This is a genomic window from Achromobacter insuavis, assembly GCF_902859645.1.
GTDB lineage: Bacteria > Pseudomonadota > Gammaproteobacteria > Burkholderiales > Burkholderiaceae_B > Achromobacter > Achromobacter insuavis.
Map to the genome: position 1 here is coordinate 25,021 of NZ_CADIJR010000002.1, position 23,719 is coordinate 48,739.

At 62.6% G+C, this 23,719-nt stretch carries 27 protein-coding genes; 6 read left to right on the forward strand and 21 right to left on the reverse strand.

Annotation, left to right across the window (positions count from 1 at the left end; all coding sequences use genetic code 11):
* Nucleotide 1: 1 nt before the first annotated feature.
* The 6 genes from H0523_RS01940 to H0523_RS01965 all read right to left on the reverse strand — a co-directional run bounded on the left by H0523_RS01940 (nt 2) and on the right by H0523_RS01965 (nt 5,198).
* A complete protein-coding gene (locus tag H0523_RS01940; RefSeq protein ID WP_054432464.1) occupies nt 2-1,363 on the reverse strand; it encodes a type II and III secretion system protein family protein in 1,362 nt (453 codons plus the stop codon).
* Nucleotides 1,360-2,235 carry a Flp pilus assembly protein CpaB gene (gene cpaB, locus H0523_RS01945; RefSeq protein WP_231689966.1) on the reverse strand — a complete coding sequence of 292 codons (876 nt, stop codon included), beginning with the start codon at nt 2,233-2,235 and terminating at the stop codon, nt 1,360-1,362. Before cpaB ends, H0523_RS01940 begins: the two co-directional genes overlap by 4 nt.
* Entirely contained in the window at nt 2,175-2,699 is a 525-nt protein-coding gene (locus tag H0523_RS01950) for a hypothetical protein (protein ID WP_054432496.1), read from the reverse strand. The genes cpaB and H0523_RS01950 overlap by 61 nt, the downstream gene beginning before the upstream one ends.
* 245 nt (nt 2,700-2,944) lie before the next feature.
* Nucleotides 2,945-3,547, reverse strand: coding sequence for a hypothetical protein (locus H0523_RS01955; RefSeq protein WP_054432466.1), 603 nt, complete (start codon nt 3,545-3,547; stop codon nt 2,945-2,947).
* Nucleotides 3,544-4,971: a hypothetical protein gene (locus tag H0523_RS01960; protein ID WP_054432467.1), complete on the reverse strand. Its 1,428-nt coding sequence runs from the start codon at nt 4,969-4,971 to the stop codon at nt 3,544-3,546. Before H0523_RS01960 ends, H0523_RS01955 begins: the two co-directional genes overlap by 4 nt.
* Complete coding sequence (locus H0523_RS01965) at nt 4,968-5,198, reverse strand: hypothetical protein (RefSeq protein ID WP_054432468.1); 231 nt, start codon at nt 5,196-5,198, stop codon at nt 4,968-4,970. The genes H0523_RS01960 and H0523_RS01965 overlap by 4 nt, the downstream gene beginning before the upstream one ends.
* 472 nt (nt 5,199-5,670) lie before the next feature.
* Here H0523_RS01965 and H0523_RS01970 point away from each other — a divergent pair, with 472 nt between their 5' ends.
* Entirely contained in the window at nt 5,671-6,855 is a 1,185-nt protein-coding gene (locus H0523_RS01970) for an acyltransferase family protein (RefSeq protein ID WP_054432469.1), read from the forward strand.
* A 14-nt stretch (nt 6,856-6,869) separates the two neighbouring features.
* Here the strand turns inward: H0523_RS01970 and mdtD are convergent, their stop codons facing one another.
* Nucleotides 6,870-8,258, reverse strand: a complete 1,389-nt coding sequence (gene mdtD / locus H0523_RS01975; protein ID WP_054432470.1) for a multidrug transporter subunit MdtD — start codon at nt 8,256-8,258, stop codon at nt 6,870-6,872.
* Nucleotides 8,259-8,379: 121 nt separating this feature from the next.
* On the opposite strand from mdtD, the gene H0523_RS01980 reads away from it, so the two are divergent.
* Nucleotides 8,380-9,300 carry a glycosyltransferase family 9 protein gene (locus H0523_RS01980; protein WP_054432471.1) on the forward strand — a complete coding sequence of 307 codons (921 nt, stop codon included), beginning with the start codon at nt 8,380-8,382 and terminating at the stop codon, nt 9,298-9,300.
* Between the two features lie 124 nt (nt 9,301-9,424).
* Here the strand turns inward: H0523_RS01980 and H0523_RS01985 are convergent, their stop codons facing one another.
* The 7 genes from H0523_RS01985 to H0523_RS02015 form a co-directional block, all read right to left on the reverse strand.
* Nucleotides 9,425-10,567, reverse strand: a complete 1,143-nt coding sequence (locus tag H0523_RS01985) for a glycosyltransferase family 4 protein (RefSeq protein WP_054432472.1) — start codon at nt 10,565-10,567, stop codon at nt 9,425-9,427.
* A 579-nt stretch (nt 10,568-11,146) separates the two neighbouring features.
* Nucleotides 11,147-11,437, reverse strand: a complete 291-nt coding sequence (locus H0523_RS01990) for a hypothetical protein (RefSeq protein ID WP_054432473.1) — start codon at nt 11,435-11,437, stop codon at nt 11,147-11,149.
* Between the two features lie 314 nt (nt 11,438-11,751).
* Nucleotides 11,752-12,084, reverse strand: a complete 333-nt coding sequence (locus H0523_RS32430) for a class I SAM-dependent methyltransferase (RefSeq protein ID WP_082404578.1) — start codon at nt 12,082-12,084, stop codon at nt 11,752-11,754.
* Nucleotides 12,085-12,534: 450 nt separating this feature from the next.
* Nucleotides 12,535-12,843 carry a hypothetical protein gene (locus H0523_RS02000; protein ID WP_054461144.1) on the reverse strand — a complete coding sequence of 103 codons (309 nt, stop codon included), beginning with the start codon at nt 12,841-12,843 and terminating at the stop codon, nt 12,535-12,537.
* Nucleotides 12,844-13,164: 321 nt separating this feature from the next.
* On the reverse strand, nt 13,165-13,626 hold the full coding sequence (locus tag H0523_RS02005) for a GNAT family N-acetyltransferase (protein WP_082380608.1): 462 nt from the start codon (nt 13,624-13,626) through the stop codon (nt 13,165-13,167).
* Nucleotides 13,627-14,022: 396 nt separating this feature from the next.
* Complete coding sequence (locus tag H0523_RS32170) at nt 14,023-14,676, reverse strand: tyrosine-type recombinase/integrase (RefSeq protein ID WP_306670182.1); 654 nt, start codon at nt 14,674-14,676, stop codon at nt 14,023-14,025.
* Between the two features lie 907 nt (nt 14,677-15,583).
* Entirely contained in the window at nt 15,584-16,129 is a 546-nt protein-coding gene (locus tag H0523_RS02015; protein ID WP_054432476.1) for a hypothetical protein, read from the reverse strand.
* A gap of 594 nt (nt 16,130-16,723) precedes the next feature.
* Between H0523_RS02015 and H0523_RS02020 the strand changes: the two genes are divergently transcribed.
* From H0523_RS02020 to H0523_RS02035, 4 genes are all read left to right on the forward strand, one after another.
* Entirely contained in the window at nt 16,724-17,101 is a 378-nt protein-coding gene (locus H0523_RS02020; RefSeq protein WP_054432477.1) for a hypothetical protein, read from the forward strand.
* Nucleotides 17,102-17,650: a hypothetical protein gene (locus H0523_RS02025; protein WP_156350172.1), complete on the forward strand. Its 549-nt coding sequence runs from the start codon at nt 17,102-17,104 to the stop codon at nt 17,648-17,650.
* Nucleotides 17,651-18,181: 531 nt separating this feature from the next.
* On the forward strand, nt 18,182-18,988 hold the full coding sequence (locus H0523_RS02030; protein ID WP_155257658.1) for a hypothetical protein: 807 nt from the start codon (nt 18,182-18,184) through the stop codon (nt 18,986-18,988).
* Complete coding sequence (locus tag H0523_RS02035) at nt 18,975-19,526, forward strand: type II toxin-antitoxin system VapC family toxin (protein WP_082404580.1); 552 nt, start codon at nt 18,975-18,977, stop codon at nt 19,524-19,526. Before H0523_RS02030 ends, H0523_RS02035 begins: the two co-directional genes overlap by 14 nt.
* Nucleotides 19,527-19,609: 83 nt before the next feature.
* On the opposite strand, the gene H0523_RS32120 is transcribed toward H0523_RS02035, so the two are convergent.
* The 7 genes from H0523_RS32120 to H0523_RS02070 all read right to left on the reverse strand — a co-directional run bounded on the left by H0523_RS32120 (nt 19,610) and on the right by H0523_RS02070 (nt 23,719).
* On the reverse strand, nt 19,610-20,116 hold the full coding sequence (locus tag H0523_RS32120) for a lysis system i-spanin subunit Rz (RefSeq protein WP_051429173.1): 507 nt from the start codon (nt 20,114-20,116) through the stop codon (nt 19,610-19,612).
* Nucleotides 20,095-20,649: a lysozyme gene (locus tag H0523_RS02045; protein WP_054432479.1), complete on the reverse strand. Its 555-nt coding sequence runs from the start codon at nt 20,647-20,649 to the stop codon at nt 20,095-20,097. Before H0523_RS02045 ends, H0523_RS32120 begins: the two co-directional genes overlap by 22 nt.
* Nucleotides 20,649-20,834 carry a phage holin family protein gene (locus H0523_RS02050; RefSeq protein WP_054432480.1) on the reverse strand — a complete coding sequence of 62 codons (186 nt, stop codon included), beginning with the start codon at nt 20,832-20,834 and terminating at the stop codon, nt 20,649-20,651. The genes H0523_RS02045 and H0523_RS02050 overlap by 1 nt, the downstream gene beginning before the upstream one ends.
* Before the next feature lie 95 nt (nt 20,835-20,929).
* Nucleotides 20,930-21,127 (reverse strand): hypothetical protein, encoded by a 198-nt coding sequence (locus H0523_RS02055; RefSeq protein WP_054461173.1) that lies wholly within the window; start codon nt 21,125-21,127, stop codon nt 20,930-20,932.
* 9 nt (nt 21,128-21,136) lie between these two features.
* Nucleotides 21,137-21,949 carry a gp53-like domain-containing protein gene (locus H0523_RS02060; protein WP_180180001.1) on the reverse strand — a complete coding sequence of 271 codons (813 nt, stop codon included), beginning with the start codon at nt 21,947-21,949 and terminating at the stop codon, nt 21,137-21,139.
* Nucleotides 21,950-22,540 carry a YmfQ family protein gene (locus H0523_RS02065; protein WP_231691929.1) on the reverse strand — a complete coding sequence of 197 codons (591 nt, stop codon included), beginning with the start codon at nt 22,538-22,540 and terminating at the stop codon, nt 21,950-21,952. It lies immediately after the preceding gene.
* Nucleotides 22,541-22,555: 15 nt separating this feature from the next.
* A complete protein-coding gene (locus tag H0523_RS02070; protein ID WP_054435194.1) occupies nt 22,556-23,719 on the reverse strand; it encodes a baseplate J/gp47 family protein in 1,164 nt (387 codons plus the stop codon).

Here is a 23,719-nt window from a genome sequence, read left to right on the forward strand (position 1 = left end):
GCTACTCCTGGTTGGCCGGCGCCGACGCCGACCTGTCGTTGTCCCATTGCGAACCCGCCCCGGCGCGGGTGCTCCAACCCGCGTCCATGAGTGAAGAGGTTCCCAACCGGGACGGTTGCGGAAATGCGGCGTCGACCACGGCGCGCGCGCGCCGCACCCGATCCGCCATCGCGGACTCGTTACGCGACACGATCCGCGGGGTCACGAAGATGGCCAGCTCGGTCTCACGCAGCTGGTAGCGCCGCGACGAGAACAGCGCGCCGAGAATGGGGATGTCTTTCAAGCCGGGAATGCCGCTGGCATCGTCGGCGCGCTCGCGCGACAGGAAGCCGCCGATGACCAGCGTGTCACCGGAGCGCACGTTGAATTCGGTGGATGCCCGGCGCGTGCGCAGCGCCGGCCCGCCGGCCGCTGTCAGCGCCATGTCGACGGAACTGGCCTCGACCTCGATCAGCGAGCGGATGACGCCGTTGCGATCGATGCGCGGCGTGATCCGCAGCGATACGCCGTAGGGCTTGAACAGCGTCGTGGGATTGCCGCGCGAATCGGTCGAGACATAGGGCACTTCTCCGCCAGCCAGGAACGTCGCGCTGGCGCCGCTGCGGGCCAGCAATTGCGGCTGCGCCAGCATGACGGCCTCGCCGCTCTGGGCCAGCGCCGCAATGCGGGCGGACAACAGGGCATTGACGCCGAAATAGCCGGCGGCGGACGACAGCGCCCCCGGCGCATCGACCCCCTGTTCACCCGGCCGCGCGATGCGGCCAAGCGACCCGGCATCCCATGCCAGCGCCGCATTGAGGCCGCCCTGCGTCATGCCATCCCACCGCACCCCGATCTCGCGCAACCTCGACGAGGGGATTTCCACCACCTGCACATCCAGCAGCACCATGCTGTCCCAGCCCACCTGGCCCGTGAAATCGACGACCTCGGGATAACGTTGCGCCAGCGCGGCGATCCGGTCGCGGTCGTCATCGGACAGGTCATCGCCCTCGATCACGATGCGTCCGCCCACCGCCGAACTGCGCGCCCCGGGAATGCGCGCCAGCAAGGATTCGATTTCCGCCCGCAACCGCGGGGCGCCCGCCGGCGCCACTTCGACCGAGTAGGTCCTGACGCCGCCGTCGGCCCACACCTGCACCGACGACATGCCTTCGGCGCGCGCGAAGACCACGACCTCGCGGCCCTCGGTGGCGACGGCGCTGAGCACCTCGCCGTTGCCGATGGCCACCTGCGTCACGCCCGGCGCCGCCAACACGCGGCTCTCTCCGACCTGCATGTCGAGCGTCTGCCCCGCGGACCATGCGGGTAACGCGGCTGCCCCCAGGCACATTGCGGACCACGCCGCGATCATTCCGATGTTCATGGAAACTCCGATTCAGGATCCGTCGGGGGCAGACTCGATGCCTGCGCCTGATCACCCAGCCGGTCGCCGTACAGGATGACCACCCGCGGCGCGGGCCGGGACTGGCGATCGCCATTCAGCAACGACATCAATTCAGCGGGCGCCAGGGCAGCGCTATCCGAGACGTCTGCAGCATCACGCAACACGGCGGTCAACGCGCCTGCCCGCCTGGCCATGAGATAGCTGGTGATCTGATCCACCGATGCCGCCAATGTGATCGGAAGGAGCCCATCGGCCGCGGTCAGCACCCGCACGCCTCGCAACACGGGCACAACAGCGTCCTGGCCATGACGCGGCAGCGTCAGATAGACATCAATGGCATCTCCCACCCGCAACGCCGCGGCCAGGCTCCCAAGGTCGGCGGCCGGCACCACGAAGGCGCGCTGTCCCGCCTCGAGCCGCGACGCCAACGACGGCTTGGCCATGGGATCAGCGGCCGCGAGGCAGGCATTGAGCACCAGTTCGCCGCCAGGCAGCGCCGCCGCCAGTCGCATGCCCAACACACTGTCGACGGCCCCCGGCTCGAGACTGCTCGCCGGCGCCCATTGCGCGGGCACGTCGCGCACCGCCAAATGTCGGTCTTCCAGCACCGTACCGGCCGCCAGGTCGTGAGCGGCGACCAGACGGCTGACCAGCGGCACACGCCCCTCGGCTTCCAGGGTCTCGACACGCTGCCGCACATGCTCACGCACCGCCCATGCGGACAACAGGCCGGCCGCCAGAGCCAGCAGGAAGACGGCAATCTGCCGTGGGCCGGGGACGAGCCTGCGCGTCATGGCGTCCACCGCCGGATCCACAGGCCACTGCCGGCATCGAGCGGCGTCAACATCCATTGCAGGCGCTCGTCGCGCCGCCGCCATGATTGCCAGGCCACGGCCCGATCACTGTCGAGATCCCGCCAACCCGCGCGCAGCAATCCTTGCCGCAGCAACGGCGCCAACCGCGACGGCGCAAGAAGATGCCACCAGATCGACTCGGCCACGGTCCCGCTTGCCTGCTCGACCGCGAAGTCCAGCATCAGCCGCGCATCGGCCGGCAACCAGGCGGACATGTCGGTAACGGCTTTGGCCGCAGGCGTGATCGACGACACGCTGCCGACGCTACGGCCGCCCCCGGGGCTGGCCATGCGCGCCACCCACAAGGCATCGCCAACCCAACCGGACAGGATCGCCTGCCCCGGCAATATCTGGAGATCGCTGAACGCGGACTGCTGGCGCGACAGAACCCGGATCAGTTCCGGCACATCGACGGGCGCATCGAACATCAATGCCTGCATCGCGGCGCCATTCAGCCACATGCGATCCGCCAAGGGTTCGACCCGAGAGCCGGGAGGAAACCGCAATCCGGCCGGAGATACCGGGCTCGACGATGCGCGGGAGGCCTGCGTGGCAGCTCCAGCCAAGGCCGCCGGCCAGGCCAGCGCCACCCACACGGTCAATGCCGAAGCGGCCAGCACGCGCGATGCAGAGCCCCGCTGCGCCGCGCGCGGCTGTCCGTGGACTGAGGGGCTCTGCCGCAGCCCGCCGAAGAATGACCGCGCATTCATCGCGCCGCCCTCCCGTTTCGCGCCAATCCTTGCTCTGGCGCCACGTCGGCCCATGAAGACAACCAGTCCTGAGAAAGCGCCGGCCGATTCCAGGGTCTATCCGCGACCATCACTCGACCGCTGATCTCGCGCGCCAGCGACAAGGAACGTTGCGCCGTTTGCGCCCAGGAAATCGCCGCCGCCCCGATACGGCGGCTCACATCCTCATCGCCATCCGCGTTGCCGGCGCCGGCCGCGACGCAGGTACGCCGCTCGATACGCAATGCCCCCCAAGGTCCGGCGCCCGCCACCTCGGCATGCGCCGTGACCGACACCTGACGGACATCGGCGCCCAGCCACTCCGCCAGCCGGGGCGCCAGGCGAGAGTCCTCCGCATCGACGGACGACCGAGCCAACACCAGCGCGCCAGATCGTGCGGGGATGCCCCCACCCGCAGCAGCGACCATCGCGGCCGAGCGGCTGGCCACGCCGGCCGCCTGCGCGATGAACAGCAACTGGCCCAGCCACGCCACAGCCATGCAGGACAAGATCAACAAGGGCAATAGCACCAACGCCTCGACCAGCGCCTGGCCGCGTTGCCATGCACGGAGGATGCTCATGGCGCCTCCCAGGCCCGCAGGGCTTCCTCTGGCCTTACCGCGGCCAGCCGGGCCTGCCAGTACGGACGAAACAACGTCGGCAGTTCCTCGCGACCGTCGGCACGCGGCTCGGGCCGCGCGTAGTAGGTCTCGGCAGCACTGGTGACCACCAACGGCCCGCCCAGACCCGCTTCCCCGCCGCGAGGCCCGCGTACAGACGCGGCAGCGCCCGCAGCCACCGTATCGCCAAGCCCATCGTGCGCCACGCTGACCGCCAAGGCGAATCGCAGCGGATCGGCGCCATGCACGCTCGCCACGTCGTAGTAGCCGGGCAAGCCCAAGCCGGGCCAAGGCTGCACCTGCGCCATGGCGTAGGAATTGGCCAGAGGATTGCCCGTGCCGTCACGGACATCCCAGGCGGTGGACCGCCGCACCCACTGCCAGAAGTCCTGGGAAGTGAAATCACCAGGGGGATTCTCGACATATTCCAGGCCATCCGGGCCTGCGGATCCCGGCCCCGACACCACGCCCCAACCCATCGCATATTCCCGGTAGTAGCATCCCGCCCAACGGTTGAAGCGCTGGGAATGGAACGACTGCGTATCCAGCGCCCCCCAACGCCCGTCCGCGCCGAGCCAGGTCGCGCCACGGCGACGCAGTCGATGCCGCGCGAGCGGACACTGCGCATTGACGGTCGTGGGATTGGCGCGCGTCCCATCACGGTTGCCGAGAAAGCCGTAGCGCCCGGCGGCCCGCTCGACGGCCAGGCGCAGGGCGCTACCGGGCAACGCCGCACGGTGCAGGAGGAATTCCGGCCAGCCATCGCTCAGCAGACGGATCGTCGGCGCGTTGGCCGCCGCGGCCGCTGAATCTGTCCGCCTCGACGCGCCGGTGGCCGGATAGTTTGCCCGCAGCACTGCCCGCATGAGACGCTCCCGCGCGGCCGGCAACCCCGCCACCGCGGAATCCGCACCCGCCTCGAGCACCTCATGCACGACACGATCATGTTCCGCGTAGGCGCGCATCAACTCGACCTGCGCTCCGGGCTCGGTGCGCGCCGCGCCATAGGCCAGCGCGACGTCACGGCCAAACAGCGAGGACAGCAAGCGCGCGGGCGGATTGTTGCGTCGGCGCTGGCCGGCGAGTGTGCGCTCGAACGACAACGACGCCCCCAGCGTGACCAGATGCGCCATCGCGATCTGATGGGCGATCTGCGTGCGATTCGCATAAGCCAGGAAATTCAACTGACGGGCCTGCTCCAGCGCACCGCTGTAGGCCGCGGCATCCGCCGCGTGGATCAGCCGCGCCCGCGCCTCGACCGTGCGCCCCAGCGCGTACAGCATGGCCAGCGCCGCCGAGACCGTGGCCGCCAGCATCATGCCCAGCACCAGCGCCTGGCCGCGTTGGGTGATGCGCGGCCGGGCGCGCGTTACCGGGCCCGTCATTGATCGGCCGCCGCGTTGCCGGTAAAGGACTTGAGCGAACGCGCCTTGGTCTGGCCCGCTGCCTTCTGCACCGCCAGTCTCGCGGCGTTCGACTGGGCGCTGCCATCCTCGCCCGCCAGCTCGCGCGCCATGGCCGCCGTCTGCGACCGCACCACTTGGCCAAGGGCCTGGTAGACGGCGATCGCCGCAACCGCCACCAGCGCCACGACCACGATGTATTCCGTCATGCCTTGTCCGGCTTGACGCTTCAGGTATCCCAACACTGCCGATCTCCGCTCGCGATGAAATGAGGGATCCAGTGTCAGCGCACGGGAAAAACGCCACAATTCGCAGATGCCGAGCTGGATGAATTCATCCCAAGGCCTTGACGATGCGCCTGGCAGCGGTCATCGCCGCGCCGCCCCCAGCGGGAGCGGCACGCTGGAAAATGTTGTAACCCCCTAATTTCTATCGGGTTTTCCCTATTGCCGACCCTCTGGGGCGGCAGTAGATTGGACTTGCCGGGCTGTCTGACACCCATCGCGTGCGAAGCCGGGCAGGAGCGCCCCAGACTCATCTCGAGCTGGGGCGCTCTTCCATTTGCGGGCCGCGGCGGGCCGGATGGATTTCGCCCCTGGCATTACAAAATCTATACACAGTCGCCCAATCCCCTAACAGGGCGCTGGCTAGCATGGCGTCTTTCCATACCCGGACTGACCGATGCCTGCTTTCGCCCCACCACCCAGGGCCGCGCGCCCCGTGCAGGGCGCCCACCGCAACCCCGCCATCGATGCCCTGCGCGGCATCTCGATCCTGTGTGTCGTGCTGCTGCACGTGCAGATCCACATTCCGCAGGAGCAAAGCCTGCTGGGCAAGGTGCTGCCCGCCGCCCTCTTCAATATCGTCTATCGCAGCGGCTACTACGGCGTCATCATCTTCTTCGTGATCTCGGGCTTTCTCATCACCCGCGCGGCCATCGAGCGCTGGGGCAGCCTAGAGGCCGTGCCCTGGGGCCAGTTCCTGCGCCGCCGTTTCGCCCGCATCTATCCCTGCCTGCTGTTGCTGCTGGCGATCCTGGCCACGCTGCACGCGATCGAGATGCCCGGCTTCGTCCTCGAGAACACCAGCCTGGCGCACGCCACCATCAGCGCGCTGACGCTGCATCTGAACTGGCTGGAAGCCCAGGTCGGTTATCTGCCGGCGGCCTGGAACGTGCTGTGGTCGCTGTCCATCGAGGAAGCCTTCTACCTGGCATTCCCCCTGATCTGCCTGTTGTCGCTGGCAGCCGGCCAGCGCGCGCTGCTCCTGGCCCTGCTGCTGTTCGTCGCGCTCGGGCCGTTCGCCCGCGTCGCTTTCACCCGCAACGAGATCTGGGCCGACCACGCCTACCTGGCCGGCATGGACGGCATCGCCATCGGTTGTCTGGCCGCGCTGTATGCCGCGCTGTATGCCGCGCGGCCCGCCTGCGGCCAGGCAGGCCGCAAGCTGCTGCTGGTCGGCGCCGCGCTGTTCGTGCTGGTGTTCTTCCTGCGCAAGGCCACCAGCATGCTGGGGCTGACCGCGCTGGGACTGAACGTGACGGTGCTGGAAATCGGCGTGGCCTGCCTGCTGATCGGCTGGAGCCGCCACCCTCGCCCGGCCCGCCCCAACCCGCTGCTCGCCGCGTTGCGATGGGCCGGCCACAACAGCTACGAGATCTACCTGACGCACATGTTCCCGGTCCTGCTGCTGGCCGCCGCGTCCTGCCGCAATTCCGGCGGCGTCGTCTCGACCTGGTGGCGCGCCGGCGCGCTGACCGCCGCCAGCGTGCTGGCGATCCTGCTGTCGGCCATGCTGGGCGGACTGGTGGCGCGTTATTACTCGACGCCCCTGCGCCGTTGGCTGATAGGAGCCGGGGCGCGATGAACGGCCTGGCCGCGCTAGCCAACCGCGCGCCGGCCGGCGCCGTTCAAGCTCTCGGCGTCCAGGCGCCGGAACACCAGCGCCGACAGCAGTGTGATGGCGCCCACGCACAGGAACGTCAGCATGAACGCGCGCCCCAGCATGGCATTGTCTGCGCCCGAGAACACGCCGACCAGCCCGCCGCCGATGGTCACCCCCAACCCGATGGCCAGCATCTGCACCATCGAGAACAAGCTATTGCCGCTGCCCGCATCGCGCGTGCTCAGGCCTTTGAGGGTGACGCTGTTCATGGCCGCGAACTGCATGGAATTGGCCGCGCCGAACAGCGCCAGCTGCGCGATCTGCAGCGGCAATGGCCAATCATGCGAGATCGCGGCGAATGACATGATGGCGGCGCCCACCAGCACGGTGTTGGCCAGCAGGAAGGTGTCGTAGCCGAAGCGCCGCACCAGCGGCGCGATCCAGGGTTTCGAGATGGTGCCCGCGATGGCGGCCGGCAGCATCATCAGGCCGGACTGCAACGGCGTATAGCCCAGCTGCAACTGCAACAGCAGCGGCAGCAGGAAAGGCACCGCGCTGCTGCCGACCCGGCACACCAGGTTGCCGACCAGCCCGACGCTGAAATTGGGCTCGCGGAACAGGCGCAGCTGAAACAGCGGGTTGTCGCGCCGCCGGGCATGCGCCACATACAGCAGCACGGTCAGCGCGCTCAACGCGAACAGCGCCGACGACCAGGCCATGCGGCCCTCGCCGGCGGGCAGGTCCAGCGCCAGGGAAAAGGACACCATGCACAACGACAGCAGCCCGCAACCGAGCACGTCGAACGGCGCCACATCGGCCAGCGCATCCTCGGGCAGGTAGCGGCGCACCGCAATCAATCCCAACAGGCCGATCGGCACGTTGATCATGAAGATCCAGTGCCAACTGGCCACCTGCACCAACAGTCCGCCCAGCGTCGGCCCGAAGATCGGCCCGACCTGCCCCGCGATCGAGACGAACGCCAGGGCCGAGATGTACTGGTCGCCCGGCACCCGCCGCAGCACCGCCAGGCGTCCGATCGGCAGCAGCATCGAGCCGCCCACGCCCTGCACCACGCGCGCGATCGTCAATTGCGTCAGGGTCTGCGCCAGCCCGCAGAACACGGAGCCGACCGCGAACACCAGGATCGCGGCCAGGTAGACGCGGCGCGTGCCATACCGGTCCGCCAGCCAGCCCGACGCGGGCGTCAGCATCGCCATCGTCAACGTATAGGCCACCACCACGGGCTTGAGGGCCAGCACGTCTTCGCCCAGGCTGCGCGCCATCGCGGGCAAGGCGGTATTGACGATGGTGGTGTCCAGCGTCTGCATGAAGAAACAGGCGGCGACGACCCAGAGCAGGGCTCGCTGAGAAGGTGGCGTAGGCATGCCGAAATCGTACTCCCGGCCAGCCCACGCGCCGCTGACAGGCCTGCCAGCAGGCGGCCTCCGAAAACCGGAGAAACAATCGGTTATTCTCCGCTGCAAAAGCTACGAGGATGAATCGAACGTGAGCACCGCTCATTCCTTCCAGACCGGCAAAGTGGCGCTGGTCCTCTCCAACCGTCTTGGCGACTCGCTGTACCAGATGACGCTCGCCAACAATCTGCGCAAGGCCGGCCGCGACATCACCGTGTACGGCGTGCATGGCTACGCCCTGCGCGAATGGTTTCCCGATTTCGACATCCAGCCCCTGCCGGCGGACACGGCCAGCCTGGCGGGATACGACACCATCGTGCAGATGGATCCGGACAGCCCCTTCGACGGCCTCACCCGCGTCTGCCCACGTTTCCTGAGCACCAAGGAGTGGGGCCAGATCCACGCGGCGCCACGCAGGCACGCTTCGCCCAACGGCATCCTGGACGAATTCCGCCGTTTCTCGGTCGACGCCTTCGGCCTGACCGAATGGAGCAACGACAACGGCCTGCGGGCCCCTGCCCGCTTCAAAGCCCGCCGCCATGACAAGCGCGTGATCCTGCATCCGACCTCGAGCGAAGCCGAGCGCTGCTGGACGCCCGGCAAATACGTGATCGTCGCCCGCCGCCTGCGCGCCATGGGCTACGAGCCGGTCTTCGTGCTGGCGCCCGCTGAACGCGCCCACTGGCTGCCGCTGCTGGAACAGGCCCATGTCGGCCTGGTCGAGGCGCCATCCATCGATGGCGTCGCCGCCGAGGTCTACGAGTCCGGCTGGTTCATCGGCACCGACTCCGGCATCGGCCACCTGGCCTCCTGCTGCGGCCTGTCGACGGTCACCATCGTCGACCGCCCCCGCAACATGCCCCGCTGGCGCCCGGCCTGGGCCGACAACGTGGTGGTCCAGCCCTGGTGGCTGCCGCTGCGCTCGCTGCGCCGCAAATACTGGCGCGAAGCCACCACGGTCGCGGCGGTCATGCGCTGCTTCAGCCGCATGGTGCGGCGACGCGATCGCTGACCGGAATATCCCCGGACTGGAAACGACGCGGGCCGGCTACCGACCTATCGGCAACCGGCCCGTCCACAGGAAACGGCGGTGGCGGCCGGGGCCGCCCTCCCGACGCGCGTGATCGCGCGCAATATCAGGCCATCGCTTCCACGTTCCCGGCCGAGCGCGCATCCTCCATCGCTGCCTGGTACGCGCTGAGCGTCTCCGCCATTTTCTGGGACAGCATCAAGTGCCGGTCGGCGAACATGCGAGCCCGCTCGGCGATCCTGGCAGCCTGCTCGGGATGCGACCAGATCCAGGCCAGGTGATCGGCGAAACTCGCGACATCCTGCGCCGGCGCCAGCCAGCCGGTGTCGCCCGGCTGCACGATCTCGGGCAGCCCGCCGACCGCGCTGGCCACCACCGGGCAACGCGACGCGTAGGCTTCCGGCACAACGCGCGACCAAGCCTCGTTGATCGACGGCACCAGCACCGCATCGGCGGCGTGGATGATGTTCGAGATATCTTCCCGGTGCCCGGCAAAGGTCACGTAGTCGCCAATCCCCAGTTCCGCGACCAGGTCATGCAGCTTTTGGCCATAGGCGGCCGTCGCGCGCGTTGGCATGCCGACCACCAGCGCGTGCGCGGGCACGCCACGCTGGCGCAGCACCTGCACCACGCGCAACAGATCCTCCTGCCGCTTGTCGGGCCGCAGCATACCGATGGTGGCCACCACGAACGCGGCCGGATCCAGCCTCAGCTCCTGCCGCATGGCATGGCGTATCGCCTGCTTGTCCACGTCGGCGAAGAATCCGTGGTCGGCCCACTCGCCCACCACGCTGATACGCTTCTGCCCGGCAAAACCCGCCGTGACGATATCCTGGGCGCCGCCCTGGCTGGTGGTGATGACGCGATGGCAACCCAGGCGCCACTCCAGCCGCCGCCGCCACGACGTGCGCAGGGGCCTGGAGAAGTGCCAGGTCCGCACCAGCGAACACAGATCGCGGCAAAGCGCGCTGGCTTTCGCGTCAGGCGTGCCGTGCGCGTCAATGACCTGGATGCGCAGATCCTTCACGAGTTGCCGCAGCGTGAGCACGCCCGACCACGAGTAGGGGGAACTGAAATCCATGCCGATCGTGGCCAACCCCCAACTACGCGCCAGCTTCAGGGTGTCGCTCCCGGGCGGTGCGGCAATTGCCACGGAATGGCCTTGTTTCTGGAGCCATCGCGACTGATCCAGGACGCGAAACTCCAATCCGCCCAGATTGAGGCCAGAAAGCGTGTGCAGAATTTGCATGGGAATCAGGTACTGAGAAGCACAAACCGGCCCGCCAGGCAGGCGACAACGACATGCATGGGAAGCCGGATCCGAGTCATATCGGGAGCGGCGCGCAGCGGCAGGAGCGGCGAGGAAACAAAAATGGGCAGCATCGCAGGGGCGGCGGCTTAATAGATGGGTTCTAATTGTTTGCCGGACGAGGCTGTTGCATCGTCGAAACCGACTGAAACGCCATTTTTGTGAATTTTAGCTACGAGTCAGAAATATAGGCGTGCGGTACGACCAGAGTTGGAGAAATCTTTTAACCATTGTTAATTTCTTTACTATTTATGTAACTAAATAAGTCAAACCAATGACGCCAGCCCACCCCCCATCGAAACGGCACTCGCGCCAGCGCCTCGAAGGCGCTTCAGAAGCCGCTTTCATGTCACGGACAAACAACGGGCGCGCCGACGCCTGACCGACCGACAGGACGCCGACGCGCGCGAACGACCGCCCACCGTCGGATGGTGCGAAATGAAGAAAGGGAAATGGGCGGCTCGGATGCGCGCGCCGGAAGCGCCGGATCAGATCATCCGGCGGAACAGCAAACCTGGCTCAGAAAATGCAGGCCTTGCGCGAACACTCGATCAAGAAGTATCCCACCATGACCGCCGGATAGAGCACGACCAGCGCGGTCACCAGCACCCACCAGCGTCGCTGCCGCCGGATGACGAGCACGACGCAGACGAGCCAGACCAGCACGGCGGTCCAATACGCCGGGAAATACGGTCCCAGCCCCACCGTCAGCCAGTCAACCCGCATCAGCAACAGCACAACTGCCGCGAGAATCACGAAGATGAGGATCGTCAGGCGATTGCCGGGCTTGATGGAGGGGGAGCCGGTCATGGATGTCGTTTTCCGGGAAACAGGGATCCGCAGTAAGGGAGATGGGCCTCCCCAGCCCCGATCGCGATCGGCGCTTGAGGAGCACATTCTGCATCATTGCCGATGGAAGCGGAATGAACGACGCCCGCCACGCAAACGACACGCAAAACAAAGCGGGCCTCGGATTGCTCCGAGACCCGCGAGAGTTTCTTTGGCAGCCCCCCCGAGAGTCGAGCTCGGCATTTCGAGATTCTTGTAGATAACAGTGGCGGCCAATCGCTCCTGAGGGTCTAAATGGAAGCCAGATGCAGAATGGCTAAAGGGCTGCCTTTCAATCATGAAAAAATGGGGAAAGCAACGAACATCTGCTCATACTGAAATTTATAAGTGAAGACATCTTTTCGGTGTATATATTGCTGCTTTGTGGGCAAGTCGGGAACGAAGTCTGTGATTCCTATGAACCCGCCATTTTTTAGGCATCGATCTGCCTCTGTTACCACACGACTTAGCAAGTCTCTATCCACAAGATAGAGGCAGAATCCAAAGAGTATGAAGCCACGGGAGTTGTCATCGAATTCCAGATTGCCAGCGGTCCCTACGCGGAGTGTCAGATCTGGATATAGCTTGGAACCCCGAGAGATCGCTTCTACTGACGGGTCGATACCAATTCAGACACACGCAGTGGCCATGCGTAGAGCTTCTAATTTTCTACCGTTGGAACTTCCAATTTCAAGAACTGAAGTTCCAGCTGTAATATATTTTGCGTACAGAGCATTCGGCACACTTAACTCTGCCCCCCTCTTCCATGGGAGCATATGCGTCTTCGTTACGGATGGAATACCCCCCCTCTTGGCCGTCTGTAAATACCGATTTCTGTATAGATCTCATTTCTGGCACTCCCATTTATTCGTTAATTTCGTCAATTCCAACTGTGTTGGCCCTCTTTGGATGCGTCTCTGTCAATGGCGTGGACTCGCCCCCGCGGAATAAGAAAATCCGGCCCGAGAACGGATCCCCAGCCAACGCCATCTGCACCTAAGCCGCCAGGGTATCGAAGCCACACCACATGTCGGTCACCCCTGCTGCGGCCCACACGCGCGTGTTAATCGACGGCCCCATCAACGCGTCAGCCATCGCAGCGCCGCCTCCAGCGCCTGCCGATCGGGGGAACCTTCGATCTTCAGCTCCCCGTGTTTCTGCTGGAGAGCCAGCGTGCCTGAAGGCCTCGTCATGATGGCCACCCCAGCCGCGGGGACTTTCGACACCTCCACGGCCGGCCGGATCGGAGCAAGTGGCGAGGCGGTAACAGAGGCCACTTCCGACTCCACCACGCGCACCGCCAATAGCGTCGGGCCGACCTCACCCTGCACCCGCAGTGTTCCTTCACGGTGCTGCTTGATCCAGGCGAACACCTGATTGGCGTTCACGCCCGCTTAGCGGGCCACCTGCGCTCCGATATCCCGGATTGCCCCGCCCAATCGACCAGACCGAGCTTGAATACGCCAGAATGCAGGCGACTGCGCCGCAATGCGCCGGGCTTTTGATCGGCTGTGCCCAAAAAATTCTATTTGTGGGCTCAAATTTAAGATGCCCAACACAATCGCGATCTTCGCCCTTCGGACCTCCAGCGTCTACACGGTCAGGGCCGGACGATTGGACGATTACCTTTAGGGTGCGGCGATGCCCCCTTAACTATCCAATCCAGGGCATTCATCGGTTGCGGTAACGTCTCGGCTGGGATGCGGTGTTTATAAAATTTTCGGGAGGCGTGATGATGGGCGAAAAAAGTGCAGGACACCATCAACTTCCCGCATTAGCTGCATGTTTGCGGCCAAAGCCACTTTGATAGATGACTCATTACCGGCTTTTACTTCTGCTCTTAGGGATAAGGTCTCGGATACTTGATCTGCTACAAGTCGCACCATTTTTTTTGCAATTCCACGTCCGCGAGCGGAAGGCGCCACAGTCCAAGACAGTTCTGCGTTTCCGCTTAACTCTTCATCAACTCTCACAGTCCCGACCGGCACACCGTTAATTTCAGCAATTAGCAACTGGCGAACAGGATTGGCCAAGGTGGCAGTAAGCCATGCGATGTGGGACTCGAGCAATATTTGATCAGAATTGCGGCTACTAAAACGAGTGGCAGGGTCGTTTCGCCACTCATAAAGCATCGTTGCATCTCCAATTGTTGCGTTACGTACAGTTAGCATGGCAGCCACCTCCAGCGGAAACACTTAATAATGCCGATTTATATGATAAGGATGCTTTAAAAAATTGTCTACACGATATGGGATAGGCCTTACGCATGAACTTCTCCCTTGCAGTGCAAATTTCATTTTTTAGGAGAGCAGTATTTCAAACCAATGATGATGGTTTGTTCCTGTACGAGTCCATGGCGAACGAGCTGGCGTTGACGCCTGGCGCATTCAACTTCCCCTATGGCCCATACAAGGATATGCCCCCCCCCCGGCCCGGTCGGGAAATGGCCGCAGCGCTTAGGCAATGCCTGGGCCCTGGTCGACGACTACCGCACCACGCCGCTTTGGTGGTGGAAACGGGCATGCCGTATTCGGTTGGCAGCGAGCATCCAGGGGCGGATGGTCCGGTCAGCTACCCGGGGTAGGGGCCGCTTCTTCCCGTGCGCGGCGCAGTTGGTCTTGCTGCCGCCTGCCCAGCGGGCTGCGCGCCAGCTTTTGGGCCAGCTCGCGGCCATGTGGATGGAAGTAGCGCAGGAGCATGCGGGTATCGACATTGCCGTTTACCTTGGCCTGCTCATGAATTTCAAACACCGTGGCAATCTGTGACGTGCCCTCGTGGCGTAGATCATGGAAGCGCAGATCACGGAAGTACGCGGCACTGGGGCGGCGACCGTAGTGCCAGCACATACCTTCGTAGCGCTGGCGAGCACGACGACGAGCGCGAATGAAGGCCCGCGTAACAGAGCCTGGCTGCATCGTGAATATCCGGCCACGCATAGGCTTTCCCGTGACCCAACGGCGTAGCGCTTCACGGGCAAGCGGCGTCAACGGGACATCCCGCGCGCGGCCGTTCTTGGTATGTGGCAAATGCACCACGCCATGCATTAGGTCCAGGTTCTCCCGCTGAATGCCTACGACCTCGGATCGGCGCCTGCCGGTTTCCTTGGCAACGGTGAGGACGGTGGGAAGCTCGGCCGACCTGGTCGCCCGGATGATCCATTCAAGCTCACCCCGTGGGCATTCGTCGCCGGATATGCCCCGCAGGGTAATCGGTCGAACAATCTGCGGTCGCGTGCGTCATCGACCGCCGGCCGGCGGACGAGCTGGACCGGGTTGGCCAACTGCTCAAACCCCAACCTTTCCGAATGACCGTGAAAACATGGGAGAGGAACGCAATACGGCGTGCAACCGTGGCCGGCGCTCGGTCTTTGAGCCATTCGTCACGCAGCTCCTTCAGGTCCGAGCTGCGTATCCAGTCGACGGGGCGAATGGCCAGCCTGGTCGCACGCTAGATGCGCGCAATCGACTGTTCGCCCGCCCGCCCCTTTTTTGTCGCAGACACCTCGACCAGGTAGCGGTCCAGTGCCTCGGCAAGGATCGGTGCAGGTTTACGGCGGAGCTGGCGGCGGGTCCCGCGTTTCATGGCTCGGAGGGAGGAGCGTTAAGACCGGGCAGTATCCCCTATTTACGGCCTTGCCGCAGACCCGCCCCGAGGCGACGGGCAGGTAGGCCGCCCTATTGCCCGATTCCGCGTCCTGGCCGTTCTCGCGCGCTCCAGCAGTATCAAATGACGCGCCGATCCGTCTCAAACGACGCGCCGCGCTACACGATTGCGATCGTCGCTTGAGAAGCATTCTGCATCATTGCCGCTGGGAGCGGAATGAACGACACGCGCCACGCAAACGACGCGCAAAACAAAGCGGGCCTCGGATTGCTCCGAGACCCGCTTGAGTTTCTTTGGTAGGCCCCCCGAGAGTCGAACTCGGCACCAACGGATTATGAGTCGGGCGTTTTAGAAAAAGGCATAAATAGAGATCACTTCAAAATCAATGACTTGCAGAGATAGCCATCCCTCAATTTGATCGTGATCTAGTACCTTTTCACCAGAGATTCGACTGGTTTACGTCAAGATTACGTCAAGATCCTGGCCAACCAGCACAGCTTCAAGGCATAGCAGATCAAGCCGTGCCTAGATCAGCATTGGCACGTCGATATCCAGCTCAAGCTGTCGCCTAACATGTATCGCCCGGAACTTCCGCCACGGGCTGGGCTCAAGTCCTTCGGCAGTGGAAAACGCCTCTTTGGCCAACGGCCATTGCAGTTTTGCTAGGTTCAAGGCTTGGTTGAATCGACGGTAGCACCATGATCGGGAGATCAACAGATGGGTCGCCACATCGAGCATCTTGTTATCGAAGCGCCTCAGCAATTGCAAGTACGCTGCAGCAGGTGATTCGTAGGAAGCGGGCTCTGCTTCGCTATCGGCCGATGACTCTTCTCGTTGGATCAACACGGCAAGCGGCTCAAGCCCTTCGTCTGCCGCCAGCTTCTCTAGCAGCGGATGGGCAGCATCGTCAGGCGCTCCGGCGGGCGCATGATCAAGCCGAACGGCGTAGCGGACGTTGAGTTCTGACCGCCGCACGAGCTTGTGATACAGAAAGCTGAGGATCTTCTCTTGATAGTCAAGGTTTCCGAATTCGGGAGTGAGCCCCTTTTCCAACCTGAGCTCCTCGGCCAACAGCCAAGCCTCTCCCTCAACATCTGACACGCTGTGCTCACCGCGCGTGTGAGCAGCAATACGCCGTAACGCCCCACGACAACTACGAAGAAACTTATCAAACATCACATCAACATCACAGCCCGGTGCCACCGCTCGACCTCGTTGCTTACCCGTTGAGCAGTGGATAATAGGGACGATTCTTTCCGAAGTGAAGTGCTCTTGCGCATTGATGGACTAGCATCTGGTGCTGGTGCATTCAGCAAAGTCAGGCGACAACGGCAAACCGGGTCTGATCTCGGATAGGTGCGACGAGCGACGCGGGCCAGCCAGCCCCTGGGGATTGATCGCGCTCAAGGGCGCCTAGAACTACCTAACGAGCCGCGCGCGAGCTGCGAAAAGGCGTCGCGCCAAGATGCTACGCGGCCGAAGATAGCTGTTGTATCCGAAGCAGCAGATCCCGGCAAAAGACAACCTTTGGAGCAACCCTTGCACTCGACTGTTGGCCAAATGCTACCCGATAGAAAAAAACAATTCACTCTGTAAGTCAATGAGCTATGATTTGATCAAAATGTTTCTTGTTGTCACAACAAAAAGACCGGAGAGCAATAAGATATGGCCAGCAAGTCGAGTGGGAACGCAAACGGGAAGCCGATAGTCAAAATTGGGTTCTATCATGCGGTCAGAGACGTCCTTATAGCCGCTATGGCCCGAGGTCAGCTCCTGCTAATGTGTGCATTCCTTGTACTGTTCGTCGTTGTCATCCGCCTTCCGCCGGATCAGTTGTCCGCCTTCGTATTCCGCATCATGGACGGATTGGCCAACGGCTCGTATCTGGGGTGGGGCCTGTTCGGCCTGACTGCTATAGGCTGGGGCATCAATGCGCGATTCTTGCGCCGAATCAATGCAACCGAAATGCAGCGTGTGGCCGATGCAAAGACCGCCGCACAGCAAGCAAAACTGGGCCAGCATGTCCGATCAAGTGAGGTTTGAATGGAATATATCGTAATTGCTATGGGAGTCCTCGCCGTGTATCACTATGTACTGCAGTCAGCGATTATCCCATCGCTGCGCAGTCATCTGCGATATCAGGCATTCGCTCTTCGAGACGAGCTACGCGAACTAAAAGTGCGATACGGCACTGAATTACCAGATCAAGTGTTCCATAGCCTACAAGATTCGGTTAATTTTATTATTGCCGATATGTGGCGCATCACGGTATTTAATTTGATCGCAGCAAGACGAGCACTCGATTCTCACCCCGAGGTGGAAAGGCGCGTGCAGGACAAATTAGACTCTCTTGATAGCTGCAAATTGGATGCTGTTATCCAATTGCGCAAACGAATGACCAGACTGTCTATCAAGGCAGCAGCAATTGACGCGGCTGGTTGGTGGATCTACATTCTGCCCGTTATCTGGGCAGTGGCCTGCGTTTCTCGTTTTAAGAAGCTGATGCGACTAGTCCTGGCCGCTCCAAAAGGGCTTCGCGACGAAGTCATCTTTCCACATGCTTTAACGGAAGCGACCGCTACCGCGTCATAATGTTGACAAGACAAGAGCCACCCAAGCGGTGGCTTTTTATTTGGCCAAGCCTGCACCATAGCCCCCCCTGCGACGCGGGACGCTCCCCATACAGTGCCATGTAGCTATGGGCGAAGTCGTCCCAGCTACCGCTGGTCACCGCGGGCACCGCTCAGGCAGACTGGTACAAAGTTGGCGACCAATACTGTAAATGGGCCGGCAGAAGCGAAGCAGCGAACTGCAATGGACGGCTGTAATTAATGCGCAATAGCTTTATCACGCTCGCGACGCCCATGCCGGCCGCCGCAGAGCATTCGCCCCAGCCCCCTCACGGGTTGGGGCGTTTTCGTTTTAGTGAGGTGGCAAGCTGCAGGGCGATGAGGCGGGCAGTGGATTAGGGGCTGCGACATTCCTCCCCCAACGTTCCTCCGCCGTGTACCTGGTGCTGCCGGTCGCCACTGGCCCGTTAGCGCTGCGTGCTGGGTGATAGAGGTTGACCTTCCGCGGCTGGATCACGACAATCGGAGACAGCCACGGACGGCGAGGAACACCATGAAGTCGAGCAAATTCAAGATTACGATGAAAGGGGAAGAAGCTGGTGACAGCCTTCGCCTCAGTGATCTTATCGACCAATTGAATGCCCTCAAGCAGACGCTCAACCAAATCGACATGTCTGTCTCCGGCAGCAGGGCCCCTTCCCTGTACTACCGTGTAACGAAAATCACGATGAATAGCCCGGCAACTTTTGAGCTAGAGGCGGTTTCCAAGACTAGCGGCCCCTCTTACGCTCGCCGGGTTGTCTCGAGGTTAGACAGGGATATCCGAAAGGTGATCTCTGGAAAGCGCCCGACCGGCGCAAGCCTAGATTTGATGGAGTCTTATGGCTCCTTATCAGGTCCGCTCCGCAAACACGTCGCTGAGGTCATTCTCCAGTTCGACAGTGGCCAACCAATAGATTTGCCTCGAAATCTGAACGTCAGAGTTGATGAAATACTGGGGCCTGATCAAGTCGAAGAGGGGTCTGTTGTCGGCAGTTTGGACGTGATCGATGTACACAATCAACGTAACTACTTCAAGGTATACCCGATAGTCGGGCCGCGCAGTGTCAAGTGTTTTTTCCCTAGTGGAATGTTGGCAGAGGCTCTCGCGGGAATTAACCGCTCCGTCCGCATTTCCGGGCAACTACACTTCAAAAAAGCCGAAAAGCACCCGCACCTGATCAAAGTCCGCAGCATCGAGGTGCTCCCCGAGAGATCTGAGGTTCCCTCTCTGTCCAGCCTGCGCGGGCTCGCGCCCGGCGCTTGCGAAGGTATGAAGTCAGAGGACTACGTAAACAAGGTCAGAAATGGCGACTGGTAAACCGCGCTTCTATTGGGACACGGCACCGCTGATCGCATGGATCACCGGCGAGAAGCGGGAAGACCCCGCAGAAATGGCAGGGTTGGCTGAAGTCCTCGATATGGTTGATCGAGGACGAGCCATAGTTATGATCTCCGTACTGTGGCGAGCTGAAATTCTCGACCTCAGACTAACGGCTGCTCAGAAAAAGCAGTTGGAGCTGGCCTTCGAAGGACGATCAATAGTCGAATTGGAGGCGGGCAGCAAAGTTATGGCGCTAGCTGGCGAAATTCGCAATTTCCACAAAGCAGCAGCGAAGAAGGGCGTCCTACAAAATGTCCGGGTTCCAGACGCCATCCACCTGGCCACGGCTGTCCATTATGAGGCTACCGAATTCCATACATTCGATGGCGCTCGGCAAGGCGGTAACTCGGGCGGTCTCATCACTCTGGACGGCAACGTTGCGGGCCATCGTCTGAAGATTTGCGCTCCCAAGGCGGAACAGCTTCAGTTTCAATTTGCCGCCGCCGGGAACGAAGCCTCAGATACCGAGGACTGAGTAACCATCCGCCCCACCCCAGCCACATCCGGGTGGCTTTTTGGTTGGCCGATGTTCTCGCGTGAAAAACACTACGGGCAACCCTAGCGCTGCCTCGCCTGGCACGCTTCAAGCTGCGCGGTCACTCGCTGGATTCCAGCCCGGAGGGCGAAATAATCCGATCTAGCAGCTGGATCAAGTTCGGCGCGGGCTCCATGATCCACGCGGGTGGCGACGCCGGTTTCGGACACTCCACCGCCGGCAGCGGGGCAGGCGGCACGGACGTGCAGCCGCTGGCGCCCAGCATCAACATCAGCCCGCAAACCCTCGTCTTGTATCTGCGCATTGCGCAACCCTCCATAGGCGGCCCACTCGGCACGCGCATTCCGTTCGTTGATATCGGCGACGGCAGCATGCCGCTGTGCCAGGATCTCGCGGGCCTGCCGCTGGCCGTCAGCCACTTCCTCTGCTCGGGCCGCGCGCTGGACCGCCAACTGCTCGCCATAGCGCCAGCCCTGCGCCGTCCATGCAGCTACCCCAAACGCAAGCCCGCCGGCCAGCGCCGCGGCAGCGTACCCCCGCCACCCGATCAGCGCAGACCCGAAAGACATAGCCGTTCCTCATCCAGGCGCCGGTTGTACAGGCCCGGCACGAAGACCTTGGCGCCCTTCGCATCGGTGACATAGGACCAGACCGGCGATCCATTCGGCGCATGCGCTAGGGCGTTGCAGCCCTCACGCAGCCGGCCGGCGTTGATCAGGCCCACCGCCCGACTCGCGCAGGTAGCTGGCGTGCCGAAGTTGTGAGCGTGGCTGCTCAAGGCGTCAAAGACCGGCTGGCTGACCACCACGTCGATGCAGTCGGCAAGCTGCAGCTGCCCCTTACTCACCACCAAGCGCTCAACCTGCTCGCAGCGTTCGGGCGACCAGTAGTCGCCCACCACCAGCGGTTCGGGGCTGGTGTGCTTGGTGATGCCCTTACAAACGGTGGGCAACCCGCCGGCCAGCTTGTCGGCATAGACGACGTTTTGCCCCTCGCCTTCCCACTTGCCGAGGAAAGATTGCAGCGTGGGCGAGAACAGCGCCAGGTAGCCAGAAGCGACAAGGGCGGCAGCGCCGCCCGTGATCTTGGTTCCGAGTTTCATCACACCCCCTTGCCCATCCACCAATCTCGCACCAAACGCCAGTATTTCGGCACCAGCAGCCCGATCTGCATGGCGAGATACACCAGCGTGGCCATCGCCACCCATTCGTTGAGCGTCAGGCCATAAAACACCGCCCCTCCTGCGCCAATCCCCATCTTGACCATCGCTGCCTGGTCTTCGTGCATCGTGTTGCTCCTATTGCCGGTCTGCATTGCTGCCTCCCGTTGTGTGGACGAAAAAAAACCCGCCGAAGCGGGCATCTATTTGCAAATCAAACCGATCAGAGAGAGACCGGCGGCCGAGGCTCTGCCATGAGGATGACGCCATTGGGCGTGACCCCCGCAATCTCGCCGCCACTCTCGCCCCACGCCTCGTATTCGCCTGGCGCCAGCTTCACAGCGTCGGATGGCATGCCGCCCTGGCCGTGCACCTCCAGTGAATAGAACCCCTTCTTTTCCTCGCTGTAGTACATATCCATCTTCTTCCCCTATCGCCCTATAACTCGATACCTGACCACGACATTCCACGGCGTCGACGTGGACGAATTCCCACGCCGCAGCGTCACCCCAGTGGTGGTCAATGTGTCCGTCATCACGGAGCAGCTAACCTGTGTCGGAGCAGGCGTTTCCACGGATATAGCGATACTCAGTGCATTAGCCGTGAATGCCATAGGAAAGGTCACCACAGCATCTGACGTGCTGTTCGCAGGTAACGTGACGAGCGCGACAACCCCCCACTGCTCAATGATCCCACTCGGCAGGATCTGGAAACCGTTGAACGTGGCCGAATAGTTAGTACCCTGAAATGCCGCTCTCAACGACGCGGGGCTGAGCGTCGTGTCACTACTGGTGAGCCCCTGAGCCTCCGGCGTCGTAGCGCGCCGAGAGATCCCAGAAACCAATGTTGTTGCCGGAACCGCGGCGACGCCAGCGACGACAGATTTCACAAACGCAGTGGTGGAGAGCTTCGTCGAGTTATCTGTAACAACAGGCGTGGGCGCAGTTGGTGTACCAGTGAACTCTGGCGACTCCAACGGTGCGAAGCGCTCCAAATTAGACTCAATGAGTGCCTTCACCGCCTTGAACAACAGGGTGTTGTCGTTACGATTTAATGTCTGGCCCCCGCCTTGAATTAAAGCGACCAGTTCTTCCTGCATCGCGTTGAATGCGTAGGCGGGCCACTGCGTTGCAGGCTTGTTCGTCGAGGGATTGCCATCGGTTGCCCAGCCGGGCGTGCCGGTGGCAGGAGCCGCATCGGCCTGCTCCTTGGTGACGGTGTAGGGTGCAATCAGAAGGTCCATTCAGGTCTGCTCCGAATACGAGAAATTGAGCAATGTGTGCGCGGGCTTTGAAGCCAGCAGCTCACATTGCAGAACGTTGTTACTCCAGTAGGCGAAGGGGCCGCCAAACGAGTCGCCGAAGTGAAGCCGGTTTACGGTGAAGGTAGGAGCGTTCACCTGCCAGGCGTGCGCCCAGTCCTCCCCACCAAAAGGCGTGCCGAAGCGCTTTCCGAATCGGGATGGCATGAATTGCCTCACCGCCACGTCATAGCCAAGACGCTTCGCCAATCCAGTGAAGTACGGTATCGACTGGCCCCCAGTGGCCGTAAGCCGCGCGACGACCTGCGCCCGGCGGGCTTGGATCGTCGGCGCCGGTCCTGCACAAGGGTCCGGCAGCCCCAGCGTCAATTCCCACTCCGGAAGGAGTTCGTAGGTTGAGCCAGGAAAGGCGTCAACCAGAAGTTGATTTGCGCGAGCCGTGTTGACCTCGTAAACCGTCACCAAGCCAAGCAAAGCGCGACTTTGGACGCTGCTTGCATCCCGCGACCAGGCCCTCCCCCGCGGCAAGAGGCTCATGAACGCCTGGAGGAAGTCTCCCGCGCGTAGTTTCAAGCCCATTCCTCGCCCCTATAGGTACGTGACGCCGCCAAGCGTTGGCAGCTGCCCGATCAGGTTCGTGACGTTGCCCGGGTATACCGTCACAACGCCATTAACTGTCCCGGCCACCTCGACCAAAAGCCAGCCTGAAGCGCCAGAAACGCTGTTAATTGCGCCCTCGATATCGTTGCGGTTGATCGTCCCGCCGCGGGCATCTCCTGTACGAAATAGCACGTCAGCCAACGCGGCAGAGATTGCGTTTCGCGTCGCCGTGCCGGCGCCCGACAGCCCGGATATCTTGAAATGCAGGCTGTTGTCCAGCGGCGCGCACGCAAATACGAGGGCGGTAACGGGCTGCAGGCCAATCAGCGCGTCAGCCAACACCAGCTGGTCGCCGGTTGCCACTGCGGCGCGCGGCAAGGCATCAGGCCCCTGATCGTGCTGCGACACCCCATCAGCGCCCTGGGGGAATCCACCGTGTTGGGACTGCGCTGTATCCATCATGAACCGCAGAACGACCGTCCCCGCCCCCATGCCATTGGGCGAGCACCAGGCCCGGCTTACCCCTGGAACGGCCAGCGCCCAACGAACGTAGTCATCCGCATTGCCACCGTGTGGCGTCTCCTGATAAGCGGCAATGACGCGCTCGCTGTATGCGTCCGGGGACTCCACATCCGCCCCGGTAGCGATCGCGCCCACGACTGTGCCAGTGGATTGCAGGCCCGTGATGGTCGAGGAAAGTGTCACAGGCGTGCCGGCCGGACAATTCCCCGCAGCTCCAGCCCCTGCCGCTCGCAGGACGACAACCGCCTTGCCGTCCTCACCGACCGCTTGAGTCGCATCGACCGTGTAGGCCGTACCATCCGACCGCTTGACTTCGATTCCGGCGCTGATGACGACTCCAGCCGTCCCAGTGAACTGGGCCGAAATCACGGCCGCTACGGCGTCCTTCCGGAATACATTCTTCATCGCCCCCCAGCCCGCCAGGTACTCGTCTGTCGCGGTCCATGGGACGGCTTGCTTGGAGATCCAGTCGATATAGCCGAAGTGCAGGTGGGCAAGTCCGGCTTGAGCGACGCCCAGCACGCGCAGGACAGCCTTGCGCAGGAGTGCATTCGCGCCATCCAGAGTGGCGTTGATATCCGCCAGAACCTGATTTCTCAGTTCTGACAGCGTAGGACGAGAAAATGGCAT